Raw genomic sequence first — 21,802 nt, forward strand, 5'->3', positions numbered from 1 at the left:
CCTCCCGTTCCCGACGCTCACTCCGCGATGCCCACCACCAGCCAGATGAACGCCGCGCCCGCGACCGTGCACAGCAGGGTCGAGCGGGCGGGGTGCTCGTGGTGGGCCTCGGGGAGGATCTCGGCCGCGGCGAGGTAGAGGAGTACGCCGCCGAAGAGGCCGAGATAGGCGCCGAGCGCGCCCTCCGGGATGGTGAAGAGGAGAGTGGAGGACGCGCCGAGGACGGGGGCGATCGCGTCGGCGACCAGCATCGCGACGGCGCGGCGGCGGGCGTTGCCGTACAGGCTGGTCAGTGTGTAGGTGTTGAAGCCGTCCGCGAAGTCGTGGGCGATCACGGCCAGCGCGACCGCCGCGCCCATGCCGCCGCCGACCTGGAAGGCCGCGCCGATCGCCACGCCGTCCATGGCGCTGTGACCGACCATCGCGGCCGCGGCCGTCAGGCCCACCTCGGGCGAGCGGTGGCCGTGCTCGTCGGCCCCGTGCGCGGCGCGGCGGGCCGCCAGCAGGCGTTCCACCAGGTGCGCGAGCAGGAATCCGGCGACGAAGAGCAGCAGGGCCGCGGGCACGCCGAACACCTCGTCGCCCGCCGCCTCCAGCGCTTCCGGCAGCAGGTCGAGACCGACCACGCCGAGCATGAGGCCGCCGGCCAGACCCAGGACCAGGTGGCGCCGGTCGGTCACGCGCTGTGCCGTCCAGCCGCCGGCCAGCGTCATCAGGAACGCGCCGAGCGCGACGAAGACCGCCATGCGCCCTTGGTATCCGATCACACCGCGTTCACGCGCGTACGACAGCAGCAACCGCAGTAAATATGCGCAGCGCGCACAGGACCAGGATGCACAGGAGAGGACCGAAAACGATGGATTCCGAGGCCAGGGTGACCTTCGTCGGTGCCGGTCCCGGCGCCGCCGACCTGCTGACGTTCCGTGCGGCGCGTGCCATCGCCGAGGCGGACGTGGTGATCTGGGCGGCGAGCCTCGTCCAGGCGGAGGTGCTCCAGCACGCGCGCGAGGGCGCCGAGGTGCTGGACTCGGCGACGATGTCGCTGGAGGACGTCGTCGCCGTGTACCGGCGGGCCCGGGAGCAGGGGCTGCGGGTGGCCCGTATCCACTCCGGCGACCCGGCCTTGTGGGGCGGTACGCAGGAGCAGCTCGACCGGTGCGCGGAGCTCGGTGTCGCGACCGAGGTGGTGCCCGGGGTCTCCGCGTTCTCGGCCGTGGCCGCGCTCGCGCAGCGGGAGCTGACCATCCCGGAGGTCGCGCAGTCGGTGGTCCTCACCCGGCTCGGCGGGGGCAAGACGCCGATGCCGCCCGGGGAGGAGGTCCGCGAGTTCGCGAAGCACGGCACGACCATGGCGGTCTTCCTGTCGGCGGCCCGCAGCGGTCAGCTGGTGCGGGAGCTGCTGGAGGGCGGCTACCCGACCGAGACGCCGGTCGTCGTCGCCTACCAGGCGACCTGGCCGGAGGAGCTGGTCGTGCGGTGCACGATCGGGACGCTGGAGGAGACGGTCAAGGAGCACAAGCTCTGGAAGCACACCCTGTTCCTGGTCGGCCCGGCCCTCGACGCGCACGGCACCCGCTCGCACCTCTACCACCCGGGGCACTTCCACGGCTATCGCAAGGCCGACCCACAGTCGCGCCGGGAGCTGCGCTCGCGGGGTGCGAGCACGTGATCACCGTGGTCGGGGCGGGGACCGGTGGCCCGCTGCCCGAGGACGTGGCCGCCGACGCGGAGCTGGTCGTCGGCGGGCGGCGGCACCTGGACGCCGTACGGCTGCCCCGGGGGGCCCGCACGGTGGTCCTCGGGGCGTTGGCGCCCGCCCTGGACACGGTCGCGGAGTACGTCGCCGAGGAGCGGCCGGTGACCGTGCTGGCCTCCGGTGACCCGGGGTTCTTCGGGATCGTGCGGGCGCTGGCCGAGCGGTTCGGCCCGGAGCGGCTGGACGTGCGGCCGGGGGTCTCCTCCGTCGCCGCGGCCTTCGCTCGGGTGGGGCTGCCGTGGGACGACGCCGTGGTGGCGAGCGCGCACGGGCGGGACCTCGGGACGGCGGTGCACCTGTGCCGGGCGCATCCCAAGGTCGCCGTGCTGACCGGGCCCGGGGCCGGTCCCGCGGAGCTGGGGGCCGCGCTCGGGTCCGACGGGCGGGTGTTCGTCGTCGCGTCCGCGCTGGGCTCGGCCGAGGAGCGGGTGGAGCGGGTGACGCCCGCCGAGGCGGCCGTACGGGACTGGGGGTCGGCGGTGAGCGTGGTGCTGTGCCTGGACGAGGCGCGGGCGCTGGGACCGGTGCGCTCGGTGGCCGGGCCGCGGCCGGGGCCAGCGGGGTGGGCGCTGGACGAGGCGGAGTTCACCCACCGCGACTCCATGATCACCAAGTTCGAGGTGCGGGCGCTGGCGCTGGCCCGGCTCGGTCCCCGCCCCGGCGACCTGGTGTGGGACGTCGGCGCGGGCTCCGGTTCGGTGGGCGTGGAGTGCGCGCGGCTGGGTGCCGCCGTCACCGCCGTCGAGAAGACGCCGGACGGGGTCGGGCGGATCCGTGCCAACGCCGCCGCGCACGGTGTGGACGTGCGGGTGGTGCACGGGTCGGCGCCCGCCGTCCTGTCCGGCCTGGACGAGGAGCCGGACGCGGTGTTCGTGGGCGGTGGGGGGCGCGAACTGCCCGCGATCGTCGCCGCGTGCGCGGGGCGGGCCCGGCGTGCCGTGGTCGTCGCGATGGCCGCGCTGGACCGGGTGCCCGCGGCCCGTCGGGCGCTGCTCGACGCCGGTCTCGACTGCGACGGGGTGCTGTTGCAGTCCTCGCGGCTCGCGCCGCTGCCGGGGGACGTGACCCGGCTCGCGGCCTCCAATCCCGTCTTCCTGCTGTGGGGCGTCAGGCCGCACGGCCGTACCGAAGGAGTTGCCCCTTGATCGGGCTCATTTCCGCCACGGCGGCGGGAGCGGCGGCGCGGGACCGGCTGGCCGCGGCGTGGCCGGACCGCACGCGGGTGTACGAGGGTCCCGTCGGGGACGCCGTGCGGTCGGCGTTCGCCGAGTGCGAGCGGCTGGTGTGCTTCCTGGCCACGGGGGCCGTGGTCCGGCTGGTGGCGCCGCTGCTCGGCGACAAGCGGACCGACCCGGGTGTGGTGTGCGTCGACGAGGGCGGGCGGTTCGCCGTGTCCCTGGTCGGCGGGCACGGCGGCGGCGCCAACGAACTGGCCCGCGCGGTCGGCGAGGTGCTGGGTGCGGAGCCGGTGGTGACGACGGCGACCGACGCGGTCGGGCTGGCCGGTCTGGACACGCTGGGGCTGCCCGTCGAGGGCGACGTCGCCGGGGTGTCGCGGGCCCTGCTGGACGGCGAGCCGGTGGCGCTGCGGGCGGAGGTGGCGTGGCCGCTGCCGCCGCTGCCGGTGACCGCCACAGGGGCCTACGGGATCCGGGTGACGGACCGTGCGGTGGACCCGGCCGAGGGCGAGGTCGTCCTGCGGCCGCCGTCCCTGGTCGTCGGGGTCGGTGCGTCCCGGGGCGCTCCGGTGGACGAGGTGCTCGGCCTGGTGGAGGCCGCCCTGCGCGAGGCGGGGCTGTCGGCCGCGTCGGTCGCCGAGCTGGCCACCGTGGACGCCAAGGCGGAGGAGCCCGGGATCGTCGGGGCCGCCGCGCGGCTGGGCGTGCCCCTGGTGACGTATCCCGCCGACGAGTTGGCCGGTGTCGAGGTCCCCAACCCCTCGGACGCGCCGCTCGCCGCCGTGGGCACCCCGTCGGTCGCGGAGGCGGCGGCGCTGGTGCGCGGGGGTGAACTGCTCGTGCCCAAGCGGAAGTCGGCGGCGGTGCCCGCGATGGCGACCTGCGCGGTGGTACGGCGCCCCGGGCGCGGGCGGCTCGCGGTGGTCGGGCTCGGTCCCGGCGCCCGGGACCTGGTGACGCCGCGGGCGCGGGCGGAGCTGCGGCGGGCGTCGGTACTGGTCGGGCTCGACCAGTACGTCGACCAGATCCGCGACCTGCTGCGGCCCGGCACCCGGGTGCTGGAGTCGGGGCTCGGCGCCGAGGAGGAGCGGGCCCGGACCGCGGTCGAACAGGCGCGGCGCGGGCACGCCGTGGCGCTGATCGGCAGCGGGGACGCAGGGGTGTACGCCATGGCCTCGCCGGCGCTGGCGGAGGCGTCCGACGACATCGACGTGGTCGGGGTGCCGGGCGTGACGGCGGCGCTGGCGGCCGGGGCGATCCTGGGCGCGCCGCTCGGCCACGACCACGTGTCGATCAGCCTGTCCGACCTGCACACGCCGTGGGAGGTCATCGAGCGCCGGGTGCGGGCGGCGGCGGAGGCGGACCTCGTCGTGACGTTCTACAACCCGCGCAGCCGGGGCCGCGACTGGCAGCTGCCCAAGGCGCTGGCGATCCTCGCGGAGCACCGGGAGCCGTCGACTCCGGTGGGCGTGGTGCGCAACGCGTCGCGCGCCGACGAGTCGAGCCGCCTGTCGACGCTGGCCGCCCTCGACCCGGCGACCGTCGACATGATGACCGTCGTGACGGTGGGCAACACCGCGACCCGGGAGATCTCCGGGCGCATGGTGACACCGCGCGGCTACCGCTGGCAGGAGGACCCGGCGACCCGCCGCTCCCCTGTCGCCGCTTCCCGGACCTCCGGGTCCGGGGCGTCCGCATCAGAGACATTCGAGACATCCGAGGAGACCCTGTGACGACCCCGCCCGCCCTGCTCATCGCCGGACACGGCACCCGGGACGAGGCCGGAGCCGAGGCGTTCCGCGCCTTCGTGCGCGAGCTGGGCCGACGCCATCCCGAACTGCCCGTCGCGGGCGGCTTCATCGAGCTGTCCCCGCCGCCGCTGGGCGAGGCGGTCGCCGAACTGGTGGAGCGCGGTGTGCGCCGGTTCGCGGCGGTGCCGCTGATGCTGGTGTCCGCCGGGCATGCCAAGGGCGACATCCCGGCGGCCCTGTCCCGCGAGAAGGAGCGCCACCCCGGCGTCTCCTACACCTACGGACGTCCGCTGGGTCCGCACCCCGCGCTGCTGCGGGTGCTGGAGCGGCGCCTCGCGGAGGCGGTCGATCCGGCCTGGGACCCGGCCGAGGTGACCGTGCTGCTGGTCGGGCGCGGGTCGACCGACCCGGACGCCAACGCCGAGGTGTTCAAGGCGGCCCGGCTGCTGTGGGAGGGGCGCGGTTACGCGGCCGTGGAGACGGCGTTCGTGTCGCTGGCGAAGCCGGACGTGCCGGGCGGCCTGGAGCGGTGTGCGCGGCTGGGGGCCCGGCGGGTCGTGGTGCTGCCGTACTTCCTGTTCACCGGCATCCTCCCGGACCGGGTCCGGCAGCAGACCGAGGAGTGGGCCGCCGCGCACCCGGAGACGGAGGTGCGGTCGGCCGACGTCATCGGTCCGGAGCCGGAGCTGCTCGACCTGGTGTGGGAGCGGTACGAGGAGGCGGTGCGGGGCGACCTGCGGATGAACTGCGACAGCTGCGTGTACCGGATCGCGCTGCCGGGGTTCGAGGACAAGGTGGGGCTGCCGCAGCAGCCGCACTTCCACCCTGACGACGACGGCGACCACCCCCACGGGCACCATCACGGGCATGGACACGCACACTCCCACGCGCACTGAGTCCGGGACGAGCGGGCCCGGCGGCCCCGACCTGCGGCACCACGGGGACGCCGAGGTGCGCGACGACGGTGCGGCGCTGGTGGACCTCGCGGTGAACGTCCGCGCGGACACTCCCCCGGCCTGGCTGCGGGAGCACGTCGCCGCCTCGCTGGGCTCGCTCGCCGCCTACCCGGACGGGCGGGCCGCGCGGGCGGCGGTGGCGGCGCGGCACGGGCTGCCGGTGGAGCGGGTGCTGCTGACGGCGGGCGCGGCGGAGGCGTTCGTACTGCTGGCGCGGGCGCTGAAGGTGCGCCGGCCGGTCGTGGTGCACCCGCAGTTCACCGAGCCCGAGGCGGCGCTGCGGGACGCGGGGCACACCGTCGGCCGGGTGCTGCTGCGGGCGGCGGACGGCTTCCGCCTCGACGCCGCCGCCGTCCCCGAGGACGCCGACCTGGTGGTGGTCGGCAATCCGACGAACCCGACCTCGGTGCTGCACCCGGCCGACGTGCTCGCGTCGCTGGCCCGGCCGGGCCGGACACTGGTGGTGGACGAGGCGTTCATGGACGCGGTGCCGGGCGAGCGGGAGGCGCTGTCCGGGCGGACGGACCTACCCGGGCTCGTCGTCCTGCGCAGCCTCACCAAGACGTGGGGCCTCGCGGGGCTGCGCATCGGGTACGTCCTGGCCGACCCGGAGACGATCACCGAACTGGAGCGTGCGCAGCCCCTGTGGCCGGTGTCCACGCCCGCGCTGGCGGCAGCCGAGGCGTGCGTGGCACCGCGGGCGCTGGCGGAGGCCGCCCACGCCGCCCACCGCATCGCCGCCGACCGGGACCGACTCGTCGCCGGGCTGGCGGAGTTCGCCGGTGCCGGGGTGCGGGTCGCCGGACCGGCCGAGGGTCCCTTCGTCCTGGTCGCCGTCCCGCACGCGTCCGCCGTACGGCGCCGGCTGCGCGACCTGGGATACGCCGTCCGGCGCGGGGACACGTTCCCGGGGCTGGGCGAGGGGTGGCTGCGCCTGGCGGTACGGGACCGGACGACGACGAACGGCTTCCTGCGCGCGCTGGAGCGGGCGCTGGCTGCGACGGCGACGGCGACGACGGAAGCGGCACCGCCACAGGCGGAACCGGCCTGAGGTGTACGGCTACGTGCGTGCGCGCACGTACGGCCTCGGCCGGCTCCGCCTCCCCGTCCGTGTCAGCCGCGCTTGCGCCGGGCCAGGACCAGGGCGCCGCCGCCCGCCAGGACCAGGGCCGCGGCGCCGGCGGCGACGTACGGGGTCGCGGAGCTGCCGCCGGTCTCGGCCAGGTCCGGCTCGGTGCGGGCGCCCTGCGCCTGCACGTCGGCCGCGGGTTCGGCGGCCGGGTCGGCGTCCTGCTCGGCCGGGGGCTCGTCGGCCTTGGCGGGGGGCTGTTCGGCCTCGTCCGCCGGGGCGGCCGGTGATTCGCAGGTCGCCTTCGCCAGGGTGACGGTGCCGTCGACCTCGGCGACGTTCAGGTCGCCGGGGTTGACGGAGACCCTGAGTTCGAGCGCGGTGGCGGCGGCCGTGCGGGAGGTGGTCTCCTCCTTCGAGAGGTCGAGCCGTACCTCGCCGACGTCGGGCACCTTCACGTCCGTCGTGCCGCCGGTGGTGAGCGTGACCTTCTTGCCGAGGACGGTCACCGGACCCAGCAGGTTGGCCTCGGCGACCGGCTTCTTCCCGGCCTCACAGGTCGCCGTGGAGGTGACCTCCTGGACCTCGACCACCGAGAGCAGCGGCAGGCCGGGGACGTGGAGCCCGGCGCGGGCCAGCGTGGTGGTGCCCTCGCTCTTCTCGGCGGTGGCCGTCGCCTTCGCCTCGGCGACGTCGGCGCGCAGGACGCTGAAGGGCTTGCCGCCGTCGACGCCGTCCAGTCGGGCGGTGAGCGCGGTCTTCTCGGCGTCCCCGGGGGCCTGCACCTCGTTGAGGGTGACCGAGAGCGGGACGTTCACGGTCTTGTTGAGCAGGGAGACGTCGAGCCCGGTGCGCAGCACGGTGGCGCTCGCACGGCCGTGGTCGCCGGTCGCGTGGGCGGATCCCGCGCCGGCCAGGGTCGCGGGGCCGGCCGCCAGGGCCGTGGCCGCCGCCACGGTGGCGAGTCGGCGTGCGGGCATGCGGAAGGTGTTGCCGTTCAAGGTGGTGGGACCCCCAGTGAGACATGCGTGCGGGGCACGCATGAGCGACGTGCTTGGGACCCGGACAGAATGTCCCCGCGTCCGCCGAACCGTCAGCGAACCGGGGGCACTTCACCCCTTCGTGGGGTTTCGGCGGAGCTATTCGAACCTTCGTCGCACCGCCCGGCACGGGTGTTCCCCGGCGTCACTCCTGTCGGCTAACCGACGACCCGCCCGTTCAGCACCACCCGGCGCGGAGCGGTGAGCACGCGCACGTCCGCGCGCGGGTCCTGTTCGTACACCACCAGGTCCGCCGGTGCGCCCTCCTCGAGACCCGGACGGCCGAGCCAGCGCCGGGCGGCCCAGGTCGTCGCGGCGAGGGCCTCGACGGGCGGGATGCCCGCGGTGACCAGCTCCGCGACCTCGGCCCCGGCCAGTCCGTGGGCGAGGGCACCGCCCGCGTCGGTGCCGACGAAGACCGGGATTCCGGCGTCGTAGGCGTTGCGCACGGTGTCGTAGCGGCGTTCGTGCAGCCGGCGCATATGGGCCGACCAGCGCGGGAACCGCTGCTCTCCGCCGTCGGCCAGCGCGGGGAAGGTGGCGATGTTGACGAGCGTGGGGACGATGGCGACGCCGCGCTCGGCGAACAGGGGGATCGTGTCGTCCGTGAGCCCGGTGGCGTGCTCGACGCAGTCGATCCCGGCCTCGACCAGGTCGCGCAGGGAGTCCTCGGCGAAGCAGTGCGCGGTGACGCGGGCGCCCAGGCGGTGGGCCTCCGCGATGGCCGCCTCGACGGCGCCGCGCGGCCAGCAGGCCGACAGGTCGCCGAGGTCGCGGTCGATCCAGTCGCCGACCAGCTTCACCCAGCCGTCGCCGCGCCGGGCCTCCTGGGCGACGTACGCGACGAGGTCCTCGGGTTCGACCTCCCAGGCGTAGTTGCGGATGTAGCGGCGGGTGCGGGCGATGTGCCGCCCGGCCCGGATGATCTTCGGGAGGTCCTCGCGGTCGTCGATCCAGCGGGTGTCGGAGGGCGAGCCGGCGTCGCGGACGAGCAGGGTGCCCGCCTCGCGGTCGGTCAGCGCCTGCTTCTCGGCGACGTCCTCGGGGACCGCGCCGTGCTGGTCCAGGCCGACGTGGCAGTGCGCGTCGACCAGGCCGGGCAGCGCCCAGCCCTCGGCGGTGCGGACGTCGGCGGCGCCGGTGGGCCGGTCGTACGAGATCCGGCCGTCGATCACCCACACCTCGTCCCGGACCTCCTCCGGTCCGACGAGCACCCGACCCTTCACGTGCAGCACCGCGCGATCGCTCATGCCCCGCACCCTAAACGGTGCCCGCACACCCGTCCGGGGCCGGTCACCGGCGGTCGCCGCGCGCTGCCGCACGGGCGCGCAGCTCGGTCGCGTACCCCGCCCCGACGGCGCTCGCGACGGCGGTCAGGGCCAGGGCGGCGGTGACGGGGTTGACGTAGCCGGGGACGTCGTCGCTGGTGTACTCGCCGCCGTCGCCGGTCTCGCAGACGAATCCCAGGGGCAGGAAGGAGACCGACTGGTCGATGACGTGGAGGGCGCGCTCCTCGTGCCCGGGGGTGCGGCAGGGCGGCGCCGGTGCGGAGCCCGCGCCGCCGTTCGACTCCATGACGGCACCGGTCACGTGCAGCAGCCCCCAGGCGTACACGGCGACGGCGGCGGCACCGGCGAAGGCGGCCAGGGCACGCAGCGCGTACCCGGCTCCCGGGCCCCGGGCACGGCGGGCGGCCAGGACGCTCGCGCCGTGGCCGGTCAGACCGACGGCCGTCACCACGGCGACCAGGACGACCAGCAGGAGTACCAGGAACACGGGGCCAGTCCATCAGGCGGCAACCGCTTCTGCTGTGACGGAAGCCACGATTCCGGGCGTGGGGGTGTCGCAACGGAAGCCCTCCGGCGCGAGTGCCGGCGGGCGCCACGGTTACTCTCGACTCCGTACGCGACGTACGCGCGTCCGTACGCGGCGTACCCGCGCCGCGCACACCCGCCGTCACCGAAGAGAGCACCGCCGTGACCCACCCCTTCCTGGACCTCCCCCCGCTGGGCGCCGCACGTTTCGCCGCGATCGAGGACCGGGTCGCGCGCCTGCTCGGCACCCGGCAGGACGTGGTCGTCATGCAGGGCGAGGCGCTGCTGCCGCTGGAGGGCGCGATCCGCGCGGCCGCGGGTCCCGGCACCGTCGCGCTGAACGTCGTCACGGGCCCGTACGGGCAGACCTTCGGCAACTGGCTGCGGGACTGCGGCGCGACCGTGCACGACCTCGCCGTGCCGTTCCACACGGCCGTCTCCGCCGAGCAGGTCCGCCGGGCGCTCGCCGAGCACCCGGAGATCGACTTCGTGTCCCTCGTGCACGCCGAGGCGGCGACCGGCAACACCAACCCGGTCGCGGAGGTCGGCGAGGTGGTGCGGGCGCACGGGGCGCTCTTCTACCTGGACGCGGTGGCCTCCGTGGGCGCCGAGCCGGTGCTGCCGGACGCGTGGGGCGTGGACCTGTGCGTGATCGGCGCGCAGAAGGCGATGGGCGGCCCGGCCGGGGTCTCGGCCGTGTCGGTGAGCGAGCGGGCCTGGGCGCGGATGGCGGCGAACCCGAACGCCCCGCGACGGTCGTACCTGTCGCTCCTGGACTGGAAGGAGCGCTGGATCGACGGCGGGCGCAAGGCGCTGCTGCACGCGCCGGCGCAGTTGGAGATGCTCGCGCTGGAGGCATGTGTCGAGCGCATCGAGGCGGAGGGTCCCGAGACGGTGATGGCGCGGCACGCGTCCGCCGCGGCGGCCACCCGGGCCGGCGCGCTCGCGCTGGGCGGCGTCGAGCCGTACGTGTACGAGGCCGGGGACGCGGCGCCGGTCGCGACGACGCTGCGCACGCCGTCGGACGTCGACGCCTCCGCGCTGGTGGCCCGCGCCCTGGAGGCCGACCCCGCGCTGCCGCTGGCCGCGGGCGGCGGCGCGCTGGCGGGCGAGATGATCCGGGTCAACCACTACGGCCCGGACGCGACGCGCGGGGTCGTACTGTCCTGCCTGGCGGCACTGGGTGCCGCGCTGGCCGAGCGTGGCGTGAAGGCCGACCCAGACGCCGCGCGGCGGGCCGTCGAGGAGACGTGGGGGCGGCCGGCCGGACCCGGCCTTTCGGAAGGATGAATCGGAGAGAATTCCGGATGCTCGCACAAGCAGAATTCATGAATTTCACTCAGCGCAGCTTCCCGTATTCTTCTGCCCGCTTTCCCCGGACCTAAACACAAAGATTTCACGACTGCCGATCTTCACATTTCGGACACGTCTCGCACGGGTTACGCGATTGTGACCCGATCCACATGCTGCCCGTTTCGCGGCTTACATCCCCGTCAAACCCCCTCATAACGCCGCCGCCTCGCGCGGAAGCACGCGCCCGCGTGATAGCACACGAGGCGCCCATTCGTAACCCCATCCGGCGATGCAATTTCGAATTTCGCTGGGTAAATTCAATTTGCATGACTGCCGCGCAAGCAGACCTGCAAATCGATCGTCCGAGAGTGGCCGACGGTGCCGCCCTGTGGCGGATAGCGAAGGATTCCGAGGTCCTCGACCTCAACTCGTCCTACAGCTATCTGCTCTGGTGCCGGGACTTCGCCGCCACGTCGGCCGTCGTGCGCGACGGGCACGGCGTGCCGGTCGGCTTCATCACCGGCTACACACGGCCCGACAGCCCCGGCACCCTGCTCGTGTGGCAGGTGGCGGTGGACCGGACGTACCGTGGTCGTGGGCTCGCGGCCGCGCTCCTCGACGGACTGGCAGCCCGGGTGGTCCACGAGCGCGGGGTCACCGTCTTGGAGACGACGATCTCCCCCGACAACACGGCGTCCCAACGACTGTTCACCTCGTTCGCCGAGCGCCGCGGCGCCCGGCTTGAGCGCGAAGTCCTGTTCGACACGGCGGTGTTCCCCGACGGACCGCACGAGCCCGAGGTGCTGTACCGCATAGGCCCCCTGTCCGCCACCGGCTGACCCGGCCGTCCGGACGGCCCGGCATCCCGCGCCAGTCCGGCCCCCAGACTTCCCGGCGGACCGCACCGGTCCCCGGATCCGTACGACCTTCCTCTCCCACCCTCACCCCACGAGGAGCGATTCGTCGTGACCATCACCCAGCCCGACCTCAGCGTCTTCGAGACCGTCGAGTCCGAGGTGCGCAGCTACTGCCGCGGCTGGCCCACCGTCTTCGACCGTGCGGTCGGCAGCCGCATGTACGACGAGGACGGCCACGAGTACCTCGACTTCTTCGCCGGAGCGGGTTCGCTCAACTACGGGCACAACAACGCCGTGCTGAAACGCGCGCTGATCGACTACCTGGAGCGGGACGGCGTCACGCACGGGCTCGACATGTCGACCACCGCCAAGCGCCGCTTCCTGGAGACGTTCCAGAACACGATCCTGCGCCCGCGCGACCTGCCGTACAAGGTCATGTTCCCGGGCCCGACGGGCACCAACGCCGTCGAGTCCGCGCTGAAGCTGGCGCGCAAGGTGAAGGGGCGCGAGTCGATCGTGTCGTTCACCAACGCCTTCCACGGCATGTCGCTCGGCTCCCTCGCGGTGACCGGCAACGCCTTCAAGCGGGCCGGGGCCGGCATCCCGCTGGTGCACGGCACGCCCATGCCGTTCGACAACTACTTCGACGGCACGGTCGAGGACTTCATCTGGTTCGAGCGGCTCCTCGAGGACCAGGGCTCCGGCCTGAACAAGCCGGCCGCCGTGATCGTCGAGACGGTGCAGGGCGAGGGCGGCATCAACGTCGCCCGCGCCGAGTGGCTGCGCGCCCTGGCCGAGCTGTGCGAACGCCAGGACATGCTGCTCATCGTCGACGACATCCAGATGGGCTGCGGCCGTACCGGCGCCTTCTTCTCCTTCGAGGAGGCGGGCATCACGCCGGACATCGTCACCGTCTCCAAGTCCATCAGCGGCTACGGCCTGCCGATGGCGCTGACCCTGTTCAAGCCGGAGCTGGACGTGTGGGAGCCGGGCGAGCACAACGGCACCTTCCGCGGCAACAACCCCGCCTTCGTCACGGCGACCGCCACGCTGGAGGCGTACTGGGCCGACGGGTCGGCGATGGAGAAGCAGACCCGCAAGCGCGGCGAGCAGGTCGAGCAGCACATGATCGCCATCACCGAGGAGAACCTCGCCGACGTCAAGGAGTACCGCGGCCGCGGCCTGGTCTGGGGTCTGGAGTTCCACGACAAGGACCGCGCGGGACGCGTCGCCAAGCGCGCCTTCGAGCTGGGGCTGCTCATCGAGACCTCCGGCCCCGAGAGCGAGGTCGTCAAGCTGCTGCCGGCGCTCACCATCACGCCCGACGAGCTGGACGAGGGCATGAAGACCCTGGCCCGGGCCGTGCGCGAAACGGCCTGACCCGCACGGCACCACCCGTACTTCCGGCGCCTTCGGCCCGCGCGACCGAAGGCGCCGGGGACCATTGCACACCCTCACCTAGGAGGCATCGCAACACCGTGATCGTCCGTTCGTTCAAGGAGTTCGAAGGCACCGACCGGCACGTGAAGAGCGCGTCCGGCACCTGGGAAAGCACCCGGATCGTCCTCGCCAAGGAGAAGGTCGGCTTCTCCGTCCACGAGACGATCCTGTACGCGGGTACGGAGACGTCGATGTGGTACGCCAACCACATCGAGGCCGTCGTCTGCACCAAGGGCGACGCCGAGTTGACCGACCGCGAGACGGGGAAGACGTACCACATCACGCCGGGCACGATGTATCTCCTCGACGGCCACGAGCGGCACACGCTCAAGGTCAAGGAGGACTTCCACTGCATCTGTGTCTTCAACCCGCCCGTCACCGGACGGGAGGATCACGACGAGAACGGCGTCTACCCGCTGCTCACCGAGGAGGTGTGAGTCACCGTGACCACCACGACCACGAACGTCACTGATCTCTATCCCACCCGCGGCGCCACCGAGGTGGCCACCCCTCGGCAGGACCCGGTCGTCTGGGGCTCCCCGGACACGCCCGGCCCGGTCCCGGCGGGTGACCTCCAGTCCCTGGAGCGCGACGGCTTCCTCGCCATCGATCAGCTGATCGGGCCGGACGAGGTCGGCGAGTACCAGCGCGAGCTGGAGCGCCTCACCACCGACCCGGTCATCCGTGCGGACGAGCGCTCGATCGTCGAGCCGCAGTCCCAGGAGATCCGGTCGGTCTTCGAGGTGCACAAGATCAGTGAGGTCTTCGCCAAGCTGGTGCGCGACGAGCGCGTGGTCGGGCGGGCGCGGCAGATCCTCGGCTCGGACGTCTACGTCCACCAGTCCAGGATCAACGTCAAGCCGGGTTTCGGGGCCAGCGGCTTCTACTGGCACTCGGACTTCGAGACCTGGCACGCCGAGGACGGCCTGCCCAACATGCGCACGATCTCGGTCTCGATCGCGCTCACCGAGAACTACGACACCAACGGCGGTCTGATGATCATGCCGGGGTCGCACAAGACGTTCCTCGGGTGCGCGGGGGCCACGCCGAAGGACAACTACAAGAAGTCCCTGCAGATGCAGGACGCGGGGACGCCGTCCGACGAGGCGCTGACCAAGATGGCCTCCGAGTACGGCATCAAGCTGTTCACCGGCAAGGCCGGCTCGGCGACCTGGTTCGACTGCAACTGCATGCACGGGTCGGGCGACAACATCACGCCGTTCCCGCGCAGCAACGTGTTCATCGTGTTCAACAGCGTGGAGAACACGGCCGTGGAGCCGTTCGCGGCGCCGATCCGGCGGCCGGACTTCATCGGTGCGCGGGACTTCACCCCGGTGAAGTGACCCGCGTCTGAGACTCGGGCAGGGGCGTCTTCGTGTGGGACGGGAGGCCCCTGCCCGATATTCTCTTGCCGGCCCTGCCGCGGTCAGCCCGCCAGCACGTCGAGCAGCCGGTCCACGTCGGCCGCGGTGTTGTACACGTGGAAGGCGGCCCGCAGATTGCCCGCCCGGTCCGAGACCTGGACGCCCGCCTCGCCCAGCTCGCCCTGCCGGTGTCCGAGTCCCGGCACGGACACGATCGCGGAGCCCGGAGCGGCCACCGGCTCGTGGCCCAGCGAGCGCACCCCGGCGCGGAACCGGTCGGCGAGCCCGGTGTCGTGGGCGTGCACCGCCTCGACGCCCAGTTCCTCGATCAGGGCCAGGGAGTGCCGGGCGCCGGTGTAGGAGAACAGGGCGGGGCTCTCGTCGAACCGCCGGGCGGAGTGCGCGAGTTCCTCGACGGGGCCGTAGCAGCTGTCCCAGGGGTGCTCACCGGACGCCCACCCGGCGAACAGCGGTGTCAGCCCGGCCGCCGCCCCGAGGTCCTCCGGTACGACGAGGAAGGCGACGCCGCGCGGGCACAGCACCCACTTGTAGGCGACGGCGGCCACGAAGTCGAAGTCGCCGGCGGCCAGTGGCAGCCACCCGTTCGACTGCGAGGCGTCGATCAGCGTCCGCGCCCCGTGCGCCCGGGCGGCGTCCCGCAGCGCGGCGAGCTCGGCGAGCCGCCCGTCGGCGGACTGCACGGAACTGACCGCGACGAGCGCGGTGTCAGGACCCACCGACTCGGCCAGCCGTTCCAGCGGCACGCTGCGCACCTTCAGGTCGCCGCGCGTGTACAGCGGGTTCACCAGGGAGCTGAAGTCGGCCTCAGCGGTGAGGACTTCGGCGCCCGGGGGCAGCGACGCGGCGACGAGCCCGCTGAACGTGGCGACGGACGCGCCGGTCGCGACCCTGGTGGCGGGCACCCCCACGAGGCGGGCATACGCGGCCCGGGACGCCTCGACGTCGGCGAACATGTCGAGCGGCTGCCCTTCGGCGGCGGCGGCCGCCGCGTCGTGCATGGCCACGAGGGTCCGGGCGGGCAGCAGGCCGGTGCTGGCGGTGTTCAGGTACGTGGTCTTCGGGGCGAACTCGGTACGGACGAGATTCTCGAAGCTCTCCATGGCACCACTGTGCGGCCCCGTGACCTCCTCGTCCATTGCGTATTTCTACCCGGTACCCCCAAGGGACGCTTATGCGTCCGTCCCCACCTGCCGCTTCAGTTTCCGGGGACCGCGCATCCGTCCGGACCGCAGACCTGTGCGTCCCCGTCCTCCACCAGCTTCAGCGGTGTGCGCTCGCCCCATGCCTGGGTCAGCGCCCGGGTGAAGACCTCGGCGGGCTGGGCGCCCGAGACGCCGTAGGCGCGGTCGAGCACGAAGAACGGCACTCCGGTGGCCCCGAGCTGGGCGGCCTCCCGCTCGTCGGCGCGCACCGCGTCGGCGTAGGCGTCCGGGTCGGCGAGCACCGCCCGGACCTCCTCGGCGTCGAGCCCGGCACCGACGGCCAGCTCCACGAGCCGCGCGTCGTCGTTGAACACGGAGCGCTCGTCGGCGAAGTTGCCCCGGTAGAACGCGTCCAGCAGGGCTTCGTGCCGCCCCCGCTCCTTGGCCAGGTGCAGCAGGCGGTGCATGTCGAAGGTGCTGCCGTGGTCGCGGTCCCGGGTGCGGTAGTCCAGGCCCTCGGCGGCGGCCTGCGCGCCGAGGTTGTCCTCACCGGCCTGCGCCTGCGCCTGGCTCATGCCGTACTTGGCGGTGAGCATCGTCAGCACCGGCTGCACGTCGTCCTTGGCCCGCCCGGGGTCCAGCTCGAAGGAACGGTGGACCACCTCGACCCCGTCCCGGTGCGGGAAGGCCGCGAGCGCCTTCTCGAAGCGGGCCTTGCCCACGTAGCACCAGGGGCAGGCGATGTCGCTCCAGATCTCGACGCGCATGTCTCGGCTCTTCTCCAGGTCGTACGGCGGCGGAGGCCCTCCCCGCCTCGTACGTGAACGTTCAAGCAGCGGGTCTCATTCCCGCCCGGCGCTCAGCTGCCGTCCCGCAGGTCCGCCGGCCAGGCCGGCCGGAACTCCAGGTGGTCGTACGTCACCGTGCAGCCCTCCCCCGTCGGCGCCTGCGCCAGGAATCCGACGAGGGCCGCGCCGGTCTCCCGCTCGTCACCCAGCGTGAAGAGCCGTACGAAGGTCCAGCGCTTCCCGTCGAGCGAGGCGTGGAAGGCGAAGGCCCGTCCGCTCCGGCTGACCCGGAACCAGACGGAGTCCCCCTCCACGGTGAAGGAGTTGCAGTCGTCGGAGTGCCCCCGGGTGACGACCGTGCAGACGGTGGGCGCGTCGGGCGAGTACTCCAGACAGAGCTTGGCCCACGCCTGCTCCCCCACGTGCACGTAGAGCACCCCGGCGTCGAAGGCGCCCCGGAACCCGACACAGACGCGGGCGATCAGCTGAAAGTCCCCGTCGGGCGCGCCCAGCAACCGCGGCGCGTCGGACACGGACTCCAGCGACTCCCCGGTAGGCGGCACGAACCGATCCTGCCGGTCCCCGGCGACCCCGGTGAGCACACCGTCGGCGTAGGACCAGTGCCCGTCGGGCCCGTAGGGACGGAGGGGGAACGGCAGTTCGGGAAGTTCAAGAGTCATGCACTGATCATCGCAGGCGGAGAGTAGTCGCCTAAGGGGCGCGGGGCTGTGTCGATTTGCGGCTCCGCCGCGCGGGCGCGACAAGCCACGACGGCGCGTCAGACCGCACACAACCCCGCGCCCTACGGCGCTACCGCTCGAGAACCCCGTTGAACCGCCGAGGCAGCCCCAGCGGATTGTCGTCCCGCAACTCCACCGGCAGCAACGCCTCCGGCACCCCCTGATAAGCCACCGGCCGCAGCCACCGCTCGATGGCCGTACCCCCCACCGACGTGGACGTCGAAGTGGTCGCCGGGTAGGGCCCCCCGTGCTGCTGAGCCGCCGCCACGGCAACACCCGTGGGCCAGCCGTTGACCAGCACCCGCCCCGCCAACGGCGTCACCTCCGCGAGGAGAGCCGCCCCGGCACCCTCTCCCGCCACTTCCTCGGCAGAGAACTGCACCGTCGCCGTCAGGTTCCCCGGCAGACGCGAAAGCACCCCCCGCACCTCCCCCTCGTCCTCGTAGCGGGCCACCACGGTGACCGGCCCGAAGCACTCCTCCAGGAGCAGGTCGTGCTCGCCCTCCGCCGCCAGCCGCGCCGCCGGCACCGTGAGGAACCCGGCGCTGACGGTGTGCTCGCCGCCCGAGCCCGGCGTCACCGGGGAGTCGACGTCGGGCAGCGCGGCGCGCTCGGCGACGCCCGCGACGAAGTTGTCCCGCATGCGGTGGTCGAGGAGCACCCCGGCGTCGGTGGCGCTGACCTTGTCGGTGAGCGACTTGACCAGGCCGTCACCGGCGTCGCCCGCCGGCACGAGCACCAGGCCCGGCTTGACGCAGAACTGGCCGACGCCCAGCGTCATCGAACCGGCCAGACCCGCGCCGATCGCCTCCGCCCGCTCCACGGCCGCCGCCTCCGTGACGACGACCGGGTTCAGCGAGCCCAGCTCGCCGTGGAACGGGATCGGCACCGGCCGCGCCGCCGCCGCGTCGAACAGCGCGCGGCCGCCGCGGACGGAGCCGGTGAAGCCCGCAGCCGCGACCAGCGGGTGCTTGATCAGCTCGACGCCGGCCTCGAAGCCGTGCACCAGCCCGAGGACCCCGTCCGGGATGTCGTGGCGGGCCGCGGCCCGGCGCAGCACCTTGGCGACCAGCTCGGACAGGGCCGGGTGGTCGGGGTGCGCCTTGACGACGACCGGGCAGCCGGCCGCGAGCGCGCTCGCGGTGTCGCCGCCGGGGACGGAGAAGGCGAAGGGGAAGTTGGAGGCCGAGTAGACGGCGACGACACCGAGCGGCACCTTGTAGCGGCGCAGGTCGGGGATGGGCGGGGTGGCGGTGTCGTCGGGGTGGTTGACGACCACGCCGAGGTACTCGCCCTCGTCGACGATGTCGGCGAAGGCCCGCAGCTGGTAGCAGGTGCGGGCGAGCTCGCCGGTGAGCCGGACCGGGCCGAGCGCGGTCTCCGCGTCGGCCACCTCGACGAGGGTGCTCTCGGCCGCCTTCAGCTCGTCGGCGGCGCTGCGCAGGAAGGCCGCGCGCACGGTGCGGTCGGCGAGGGCCTCCCGGGCGGCGTGCGCGGCACGGACGGCGCCGTCCACTTCCTGGGCCGTGGCTTCCACCGCGACCTGTTCACGCTGCTTCCCGGTACGGGGGTCGACACTCCAGACTGGTGCTGCTGCCACCGCGGGTCCCTCCACGTGCTCTACCCAGATGTCGTTCGATATACTGAACGCTGTCTCTACTGATGAATATGCTGTTCGAGACTATATCTTCAGCTTCTCGTCGAACGAAGGGGTCAGGGCGATGTCGGCTGTCGAGACGGGGGGCGGAGCGCAGGTCAAGTCCGCGGTGCGGACGGTTGAGCTGCTCGAGTACTTCGCCGGACGCCCCGGAATGCACTCCCTCGCGTCGGTCCAGGAGGCCGTCGGCTACCCCAAGTCCAGTCTGTACATGCTGCTGCGCACACTGGTGGAGCTGGGCTGGGTGGAGACGGACGCCACGGGCACGCGGTACGGCATCGGAGTGCGCGCGCTGCTGGTCGGCACCTCGTACATCGACGGCGACGAGGTGGTCGCGGCGGCGCGGCCGACGCTGGACCGGCTCTCCGACGACACGACGGAGACCATCCACCTCGCCCGCCTGGACGGCACCAACGTGGTCTACCTGGCCACCCGCCAGTCCCAGCACTACCTGCGGCCGTTCACCCGGGTCGGCCGCAGGCTGCCCGCGCACTCGACCTCGCTGGGCAAGGCGCTGCTGAGCACGTACAGCGACGAGCAGGTCCGCAAGCTGCTCCCGGAGACGCTGCCGGCGCTGACCGAGCACACCATCACCGACCGGGAGAAGCTCATCGAGGAGCTGCACCTGGTGCGGGAGCAGGGCTTCGCCGTGGACCGCGAGGAGAACACGCTGGGACTGCGCTGCTTCGGCGTGGCCGTCCCCTACCGCACCCCCGCGCGGGACGCGATCAGCTGCTCGGTGCCGGTGGCGCGGCTGACTCCCGCGCACGAGCAGATGGTGAAGGACGCGTTGTTCGACGCGCGGGACCGGCTGACACTGGCCACGCGTAGGCTCTGATCCATGCACATCGCACTGCGCGAGGTTCACGACAGCGATCTGCCCGTCTTCTTCCGGCAGATGAACGATCCGGAGGCCCTGCGGATGGCGGCCTTCACGGCGAGGGACCCGGCCGACTGGGAGGCGTTCGCGGTCCACTGGGCGAAGATCCGGGCCTCCCGCGACGTCGTGCGGACCATCCTCGGCGACGGTGACGTCCTCGGCAGCACGGCGGTGTACGGGGAGCCGGGCGAACGCGAGGTCACGTACTGGGTGGACCGGGCGTACTGGGGGCAGGGCGTGGCGACGGCCGCCCTGCGGGCGCTGCTCGCCGAGGTCCCGGACCGCCCGCTGTACGCGCGCGCGGCGGCCGACAACACGGGATCGCGGCGCGTGCTGGAGAAGTGCGGCTTCGTGACCAGCGCGCGGGCGCGGGGGTTCGCGGCGGCCCGCGGCGAGGAGATCGACGAGGTCGTCCTGCACCTCGCACCGTGAGGTCGTCGCCGATGAACGGTCGATGAGAAAGATGAGAAAACGGGGCACACGGGAACGATCGCCACCCGCCCGTTCGTCCTGCCAGCGGGATGAACGGGATGAACAAGACGATCAGGCGGGCCTCGGTCTTCACGCTGCTCCTGGTGTTCGCTCTGCTGGTCAGGGCGACCTGGGTGCAGTTCTACGAGGGACAGGCGCTCGCGGACAGCAAGGACAACCGGCGGGGCGCGATAGAGACCTATGCGGAGCCGCTCGGGAACATCATCGTGGGCGGCCGGTCGGTCACCGGCTCGGCTCCGACGGAAGGCGGCGACCTCGCGTACAAACGCACGTACGAGAACGGGAAGCTGTACGCGGCGGTGACGGGCTACGCCTCGCAGGCGTACGCGCCGACCCAGCTGGAGGGCATCTACCAGGACGTGCTCAACGGCACCGATCCGCGGCTGAAGACCGTGATGGACACGGTCACCGGCACCCGCGCCGAGCCGGGCAACGTGGTCACGACGATCGACCCGGACGTGCAGCAGGCCGGGTTCGACGCGCTGGGCGACACCAAGGGCGCCGCGGTGGCGATCGACCCGAAGACGGGCAGGATCCTCTCGGTCGTGTCGACCCCGTCGTACGACCCGACGTCGCTCACCGACGCCAACACCGCGGGTGAGGCATGGGAGAAGCTCACCGCCGACCCGGACAAGCCGCTGACCAACCGCGCGCTGCGCCAGCCGCTGCCGCCGGGCTCGACGTTCAAGCTGGTCGTGGCGGCCGCCGCGCTGGAGAACGGGCTGTACGGCTCGGTGGACGAGAAGACCGACAGCCCCGACCCGTACACGCTGCCGGACACCGCGACGGACCTGACCAACGAGAACCCGAACGCGCCCTGCGAGAACGCCACGATCCGCACCGCGCTGCAGTACTCGTGCAACAACGTCTTCGCGAAGATGGCCGTCGGCCTCGGCCAGGACGAGTTGCGCGCCATGGCCGAGAAGTTCGGCTTCAACGACGAGACGCAGGACGTGCCGGTCCGCGCCTACACCAGCGTCTACCCGAAGGACATGAACCGGTCCTCGACGGCGCTGACGGGCATCGGCCAGTTCGACGTGACGGCGACCCCGCTGCAGATGGCGATGGTCTCCGCGGCCCTCGCCAACGGCGGCGAGCTGGTCTCCCCGCACATGGTGTCGCAGGTCACCGACAGTGGCGGCGACGTCCTGGAGGACCACACCGACGCCGACTCGAAGCGGATCGTCAGCTCCTCCACCGCCGAGCAGCTGCAGTCGGCCATGCAGACCGTCGTCAAGGACGGTACGGGTTCGAACGCACAGATCGCCGGCGCGACGGTGGGCGGCAAGACGGGCACGGCCCAGCACGGCGAGAACAACAGCAAGACGCCGTACGCCTGGTTCACCTCGTACGCGAAGTCCGACTCGTCGGACAAGGAGGTCGCGGTGGCGGTCATCATCGAGCAGTCCGACGCGGCCCGCAGCGAGGTCAGCGGCAACGGCCTGGCGGCCCCGGTGGCCAAGGCGATGATGGAGGCGGCGCTCAAGGGCTGACTTCTTGGGGGCCGTCAGGGTGCGGTCTGCCGTACGGTGTCCGGCAGACCGCACCCGGGAAGCCGCTGCGA

At 73.0% G+C, this 21,802-nt stretch carries 21 protein-coding genes; 13 read left to right on the forward strand and 8 right to left on the reverse strand.

Annotation, left to right across the window (positions count from 1 at the left end; all coding sequences use genetic code 11):
- Positions 1–17: 17 nt before the first annotated feature.
- Positions 18–746: a ZIP family metal transporter gene (locus IE258_RS34895; RefSeq protein WP_189749835.1), complete on the reverse strand. Its 729-nt coding sequence runs from the start codon at positions 744–746 to the stop codon at positions 18–20.
- 110 nt (positions 747–856) lie between these two features.
- Here IE258_RS34895 and cobM point away from each other — a divergent pair, with 110 nt between their 5' ends.
- The 5 genes from cobM to cobC are packed head-to-tail and all read left to right on the forward strand — an operon-like array spanning position 857 to position 6,692.
- Positions 857–1,669 (forward strand): precorrin-4 C(11)-methyltransferase, encoded by an 813-nt coding sequence (gene cobM, locus IE258_RS34900; RefSeq protein WP_189749837.1) that lies wholly within the window; start codon positions 857–859, stop codon positions 1,667–1,669.
- The gene (gene cbiE, locus IE258_RS34905; protein WP_189749838.1) at positions 1,666–2,901 is read left to right on the forward strand and encodes a precorrin-6y C5,15-methyltransferase (decarboxylating) subunit CbiE; all 1,236 of its coding nucleotides are present in this window, start codon (positions 1,666–1,668) and stop codon (positions 2,899–2,901) included. Before cobM ends, cbiE begins: the two co-directional genes overlap by 4 nt.
- Positions 2,898–4,667 carry a precorrin-3B C(17)-methyltransferase gene (gene cobJ, locus IE258_RS34910; protein WP_229892619.1) on the forward strand — a complete coding sequence of 590 codons (1,770 nt, stop codon included), beginning with the start codon at positions 2,898–2,900 and terminating at the stop codon, positions 4,665–4,667. The genes cbiE and cobJ overlap by 4 nt, the downstream gene beginning before the upstream one ends.
- Entirely contained in the window at positions 4,664–5,581 is a 918-nt protein-coding gene (locus IE258_RS34915) for a sirohydrochlorin chelatase (protein WP_189749840.1), read from the forward strand. Before cobJ ends, IE258_RS34915 begins: the two co-directional genes overlap by 4 nt.
- On the forward strand, positions 5,553–6,692 hold the full coding sequence (gene cobC, locus IE258_RS34920; RefSeq protein WP_189749841.1) for an Rv2231c family histidinol phosphate aminotransferase CobC: 1,140 nt from the start codon (positions 5,553–5,555) through the stop codon (positions 6,690–6,692). Before IE258_RS34915 ends, cobC begins: the two co-directional genes overlap by 29 nt.
- A gap of 62 nt (positions 6,693–6,754) precedes the next feature.
- On the opposite strand, the gene IE258_RS34925 is transcribed toward cobC, so the two are convergent.
- The 3 genes from IE258_RS34925 to IE258_RS34935 all read right to left on the reverse strand — a co-directional run bounded on the left by IE258_RS34925 (position 6,755) and on the right by IE258_RS34935 (position 9,526).
- Complete coding sequence (locus IE258_RS34925; RefSeq protein ID WP_189749843.1) at positions 6,755–7,711, reverse strand: SCO1860 family LAETG-anchored protein; 957 nt, start codon at positions 7,709–7,711, stop codon at positions 6,755–6,757.
- Between the two features lie 197 nt (positions 7,712–7,908).
- Entirely contained in the window at positions 7,909–9,000 is a 1,092-nt protein-coding gene (locus IE258_RS34930) for an amidohydrolase family protein (RefSeq protein WP_189749845.1), read from the reverse strand.
- Positions 9,001–9,043: 43 nt separating this feature from the next.
- Positions 9,044–9,526 carry a hypothetical protein gene (locus IE258_RS34935; RefSeq protein ID WP_189749846.1) on the reverse strand — a complete coding sequence of 161 codons (483 nt, stop codon included), beginning with the start codon at positions 9,524–9,526 and terminating at the stop codon, positions 9,044–9,046.
- A 200-nt stretch (positions 9,527–9,726) separates the two neighbouring features.
- Between IE258_RS34935 and IE258_RS34940 the strand changes: the two genes are divergently transcribed.
- The 5 genes from IE258_RS34940 to thpD all read left to right on the forward strand — a co-directional run bounded on the left by IE258_RS34940 (position 9,727) and on the right by thpD (position 14,497).
- Positions 9,727–10,854, forward strand: coding sequence for a pyridoxal-phosphate-dependent aminotransferase family protein (locus tag IE258_RS34940; protein WP_189749848.1), 1,128 nt, complete (start codon positions 9,727–9,729; stop codon positions 10,852–10,854).
- 329 nt (positions 10,855–11,183) lie between these two features.
- Entirely contained in the window at positions 11,184–11,696 is a 513-nt protein-coding gene (gene ectA, locus IE258_RS34945; protein WP_189749849.1) for a diaminobutyrate acetyltransferase, read from the forward strand.
- Between the two features lie 126 nt (positions 11,697–11,822).
- Positions 11,823–13,094 (forward strand): diaminobutyrate--2-oxoglutarate transaminase, encoded by a 1,272-nt coding sequence (gene ectB, locus IE258_RS34950; protein ID WP_189749851.1) that lies wholly within the window; start codon positions 11,823–11,825, stop codon positions 13,092–13,094.
- Positions 13,095–13,192: 98 nt separating this feature from the next.
- Positions 13,193–13,591, forward strand: a complete 399-nt coding sequence (locus tag IE258_RS34955) for an ectoine synthase (RefSeq protein WP_003976954.1) — start codon at positions 13,193–13,195, stop codon at positions 13,589–13,591.
- Between the two features lie 6 nt (positions 13,592–13,597).
- A complete protein-coding gene (thpD, locus tag IE258_RS34960; protein WP_189749852.1) occupies positions 13,598–14,497 on the forward strand; it encodes an ectoine hydroxylase in 900 nt (299 codons plus the stop codon).
- A gap of 83 nt (positions 14,498–14,580) precedes the next feature.
- Here the strand turns inward: thpD and IE258_RS34965 are convergent, their stop codons facing one another.
- From IE258_RS34965 to IE258_RS34980, 4 genes are all read right to left on the reverse strand, one after another.
- Positions 14,581–15,675 carry an aminotransferase class V-fold PLP-dependent enzyme gene (locus IE258_RS34965; RefSeq protein WP_189749854.1) on the reverse strand — a complete coding sequence of 365 codons (1,095 nt, stop codon included), beginning with the start codon at positions 15,673–15,675 and terminating at the stop codon, positions 14,581–14,583.
- 59 nt (positions 15,676–15,734) lie between these two features.
- Positions 15,735–16,448 (reverse strand): DsbA family oxidoreductase, encoded by a 714-nt coding sequence (locus IE258_RS34970; RefSeq protein ID WP_189749856.1) that lies wholly within the window; start codon positions 16,446–16,448, stop codon positions 15,735–15,737.
- Between the two features lie 92 nt (positions 16,449–16,540).
- Entirely contained in the window at positions 16,541–17,149 is a 609-nt protein-coding gene (locus IE258_RS34975) for a DUF1349 domain-containing protein (protein WP_189749857.1), read from the reverse strand.
- Between the two features lie 130 nt (positions 17,150–17,279).
- Positions 17,280–18,809 carry an aldehyde dehydrogenase (NADP(+)) gene (locus IE258_RS34980; RefSeq protein WP_189749859.1) on the reverse strand — a complete coding sequence of 510 codons (1,530 nt, stop codon included), beginning with the start codon at positions 18,807–18,809 and terminating at the stop codon, positions 17,280–17,282.
- A 121-nt stretch (positions 18,810–18,930) separates the two neighbouring features.
- On the opposite strand from IE258_RS34980, the gene IE258_RS34985 reads away from it, so the two are divergent.
- The 3 genes from IE258_RS34985 to IE258_RS34995 all read left to right on the forward strand — a co-directional run bounded on the left by IE258_RS34985 (position 18,931) and on the right by IE258_RS34995 (position 21,731).
- Positions 18,931–19,704, forward strand: a complete 774-nt coding sequence (locus tag IE258_RS34985; RefSeq protein WP_087810039.1) for an IclR family transcriptional regulator — start codon at positions 18,931–18,933, stop codon at positions 19,702–19,704.
- Positions 19,705–19,707: 3 nt separating this feature from the next.
- Complete coding sequence (locus tag IE258_RS34990; protein ID WP_189749860.1) at positions 19,708–20,178, forward strand: GNAT family N-acetyltransferase; 471 nt, start codon at positions 19,708–19,710, stop codon at positions 20,176–20,178.
- 98 nt (positions 20,179–20,276) lie between these two features.
- Entirely contained in the window at positions 20,277–21,731 is a 1,455-nt protein-coding gene (locus tag IE258_RS34995) for a peptidoglycan D,D-transpeptidase FtsI family protein (protein ID WP_189749862.1), read from the forward strand.
- The last annotated feature ends 71 nt before the right edge of the window (positions 21,732–21,802 follow it).

Origin of the sequence: Streptomyces tendae (genome assembly GCF_014650435.1) — a bacterium.
GTDB lineage: Bacteria > Actinomycetota > Actinomycetes > Streptomycetales > Streptomycetaceae > Streptomyces > Streptomyces tendae.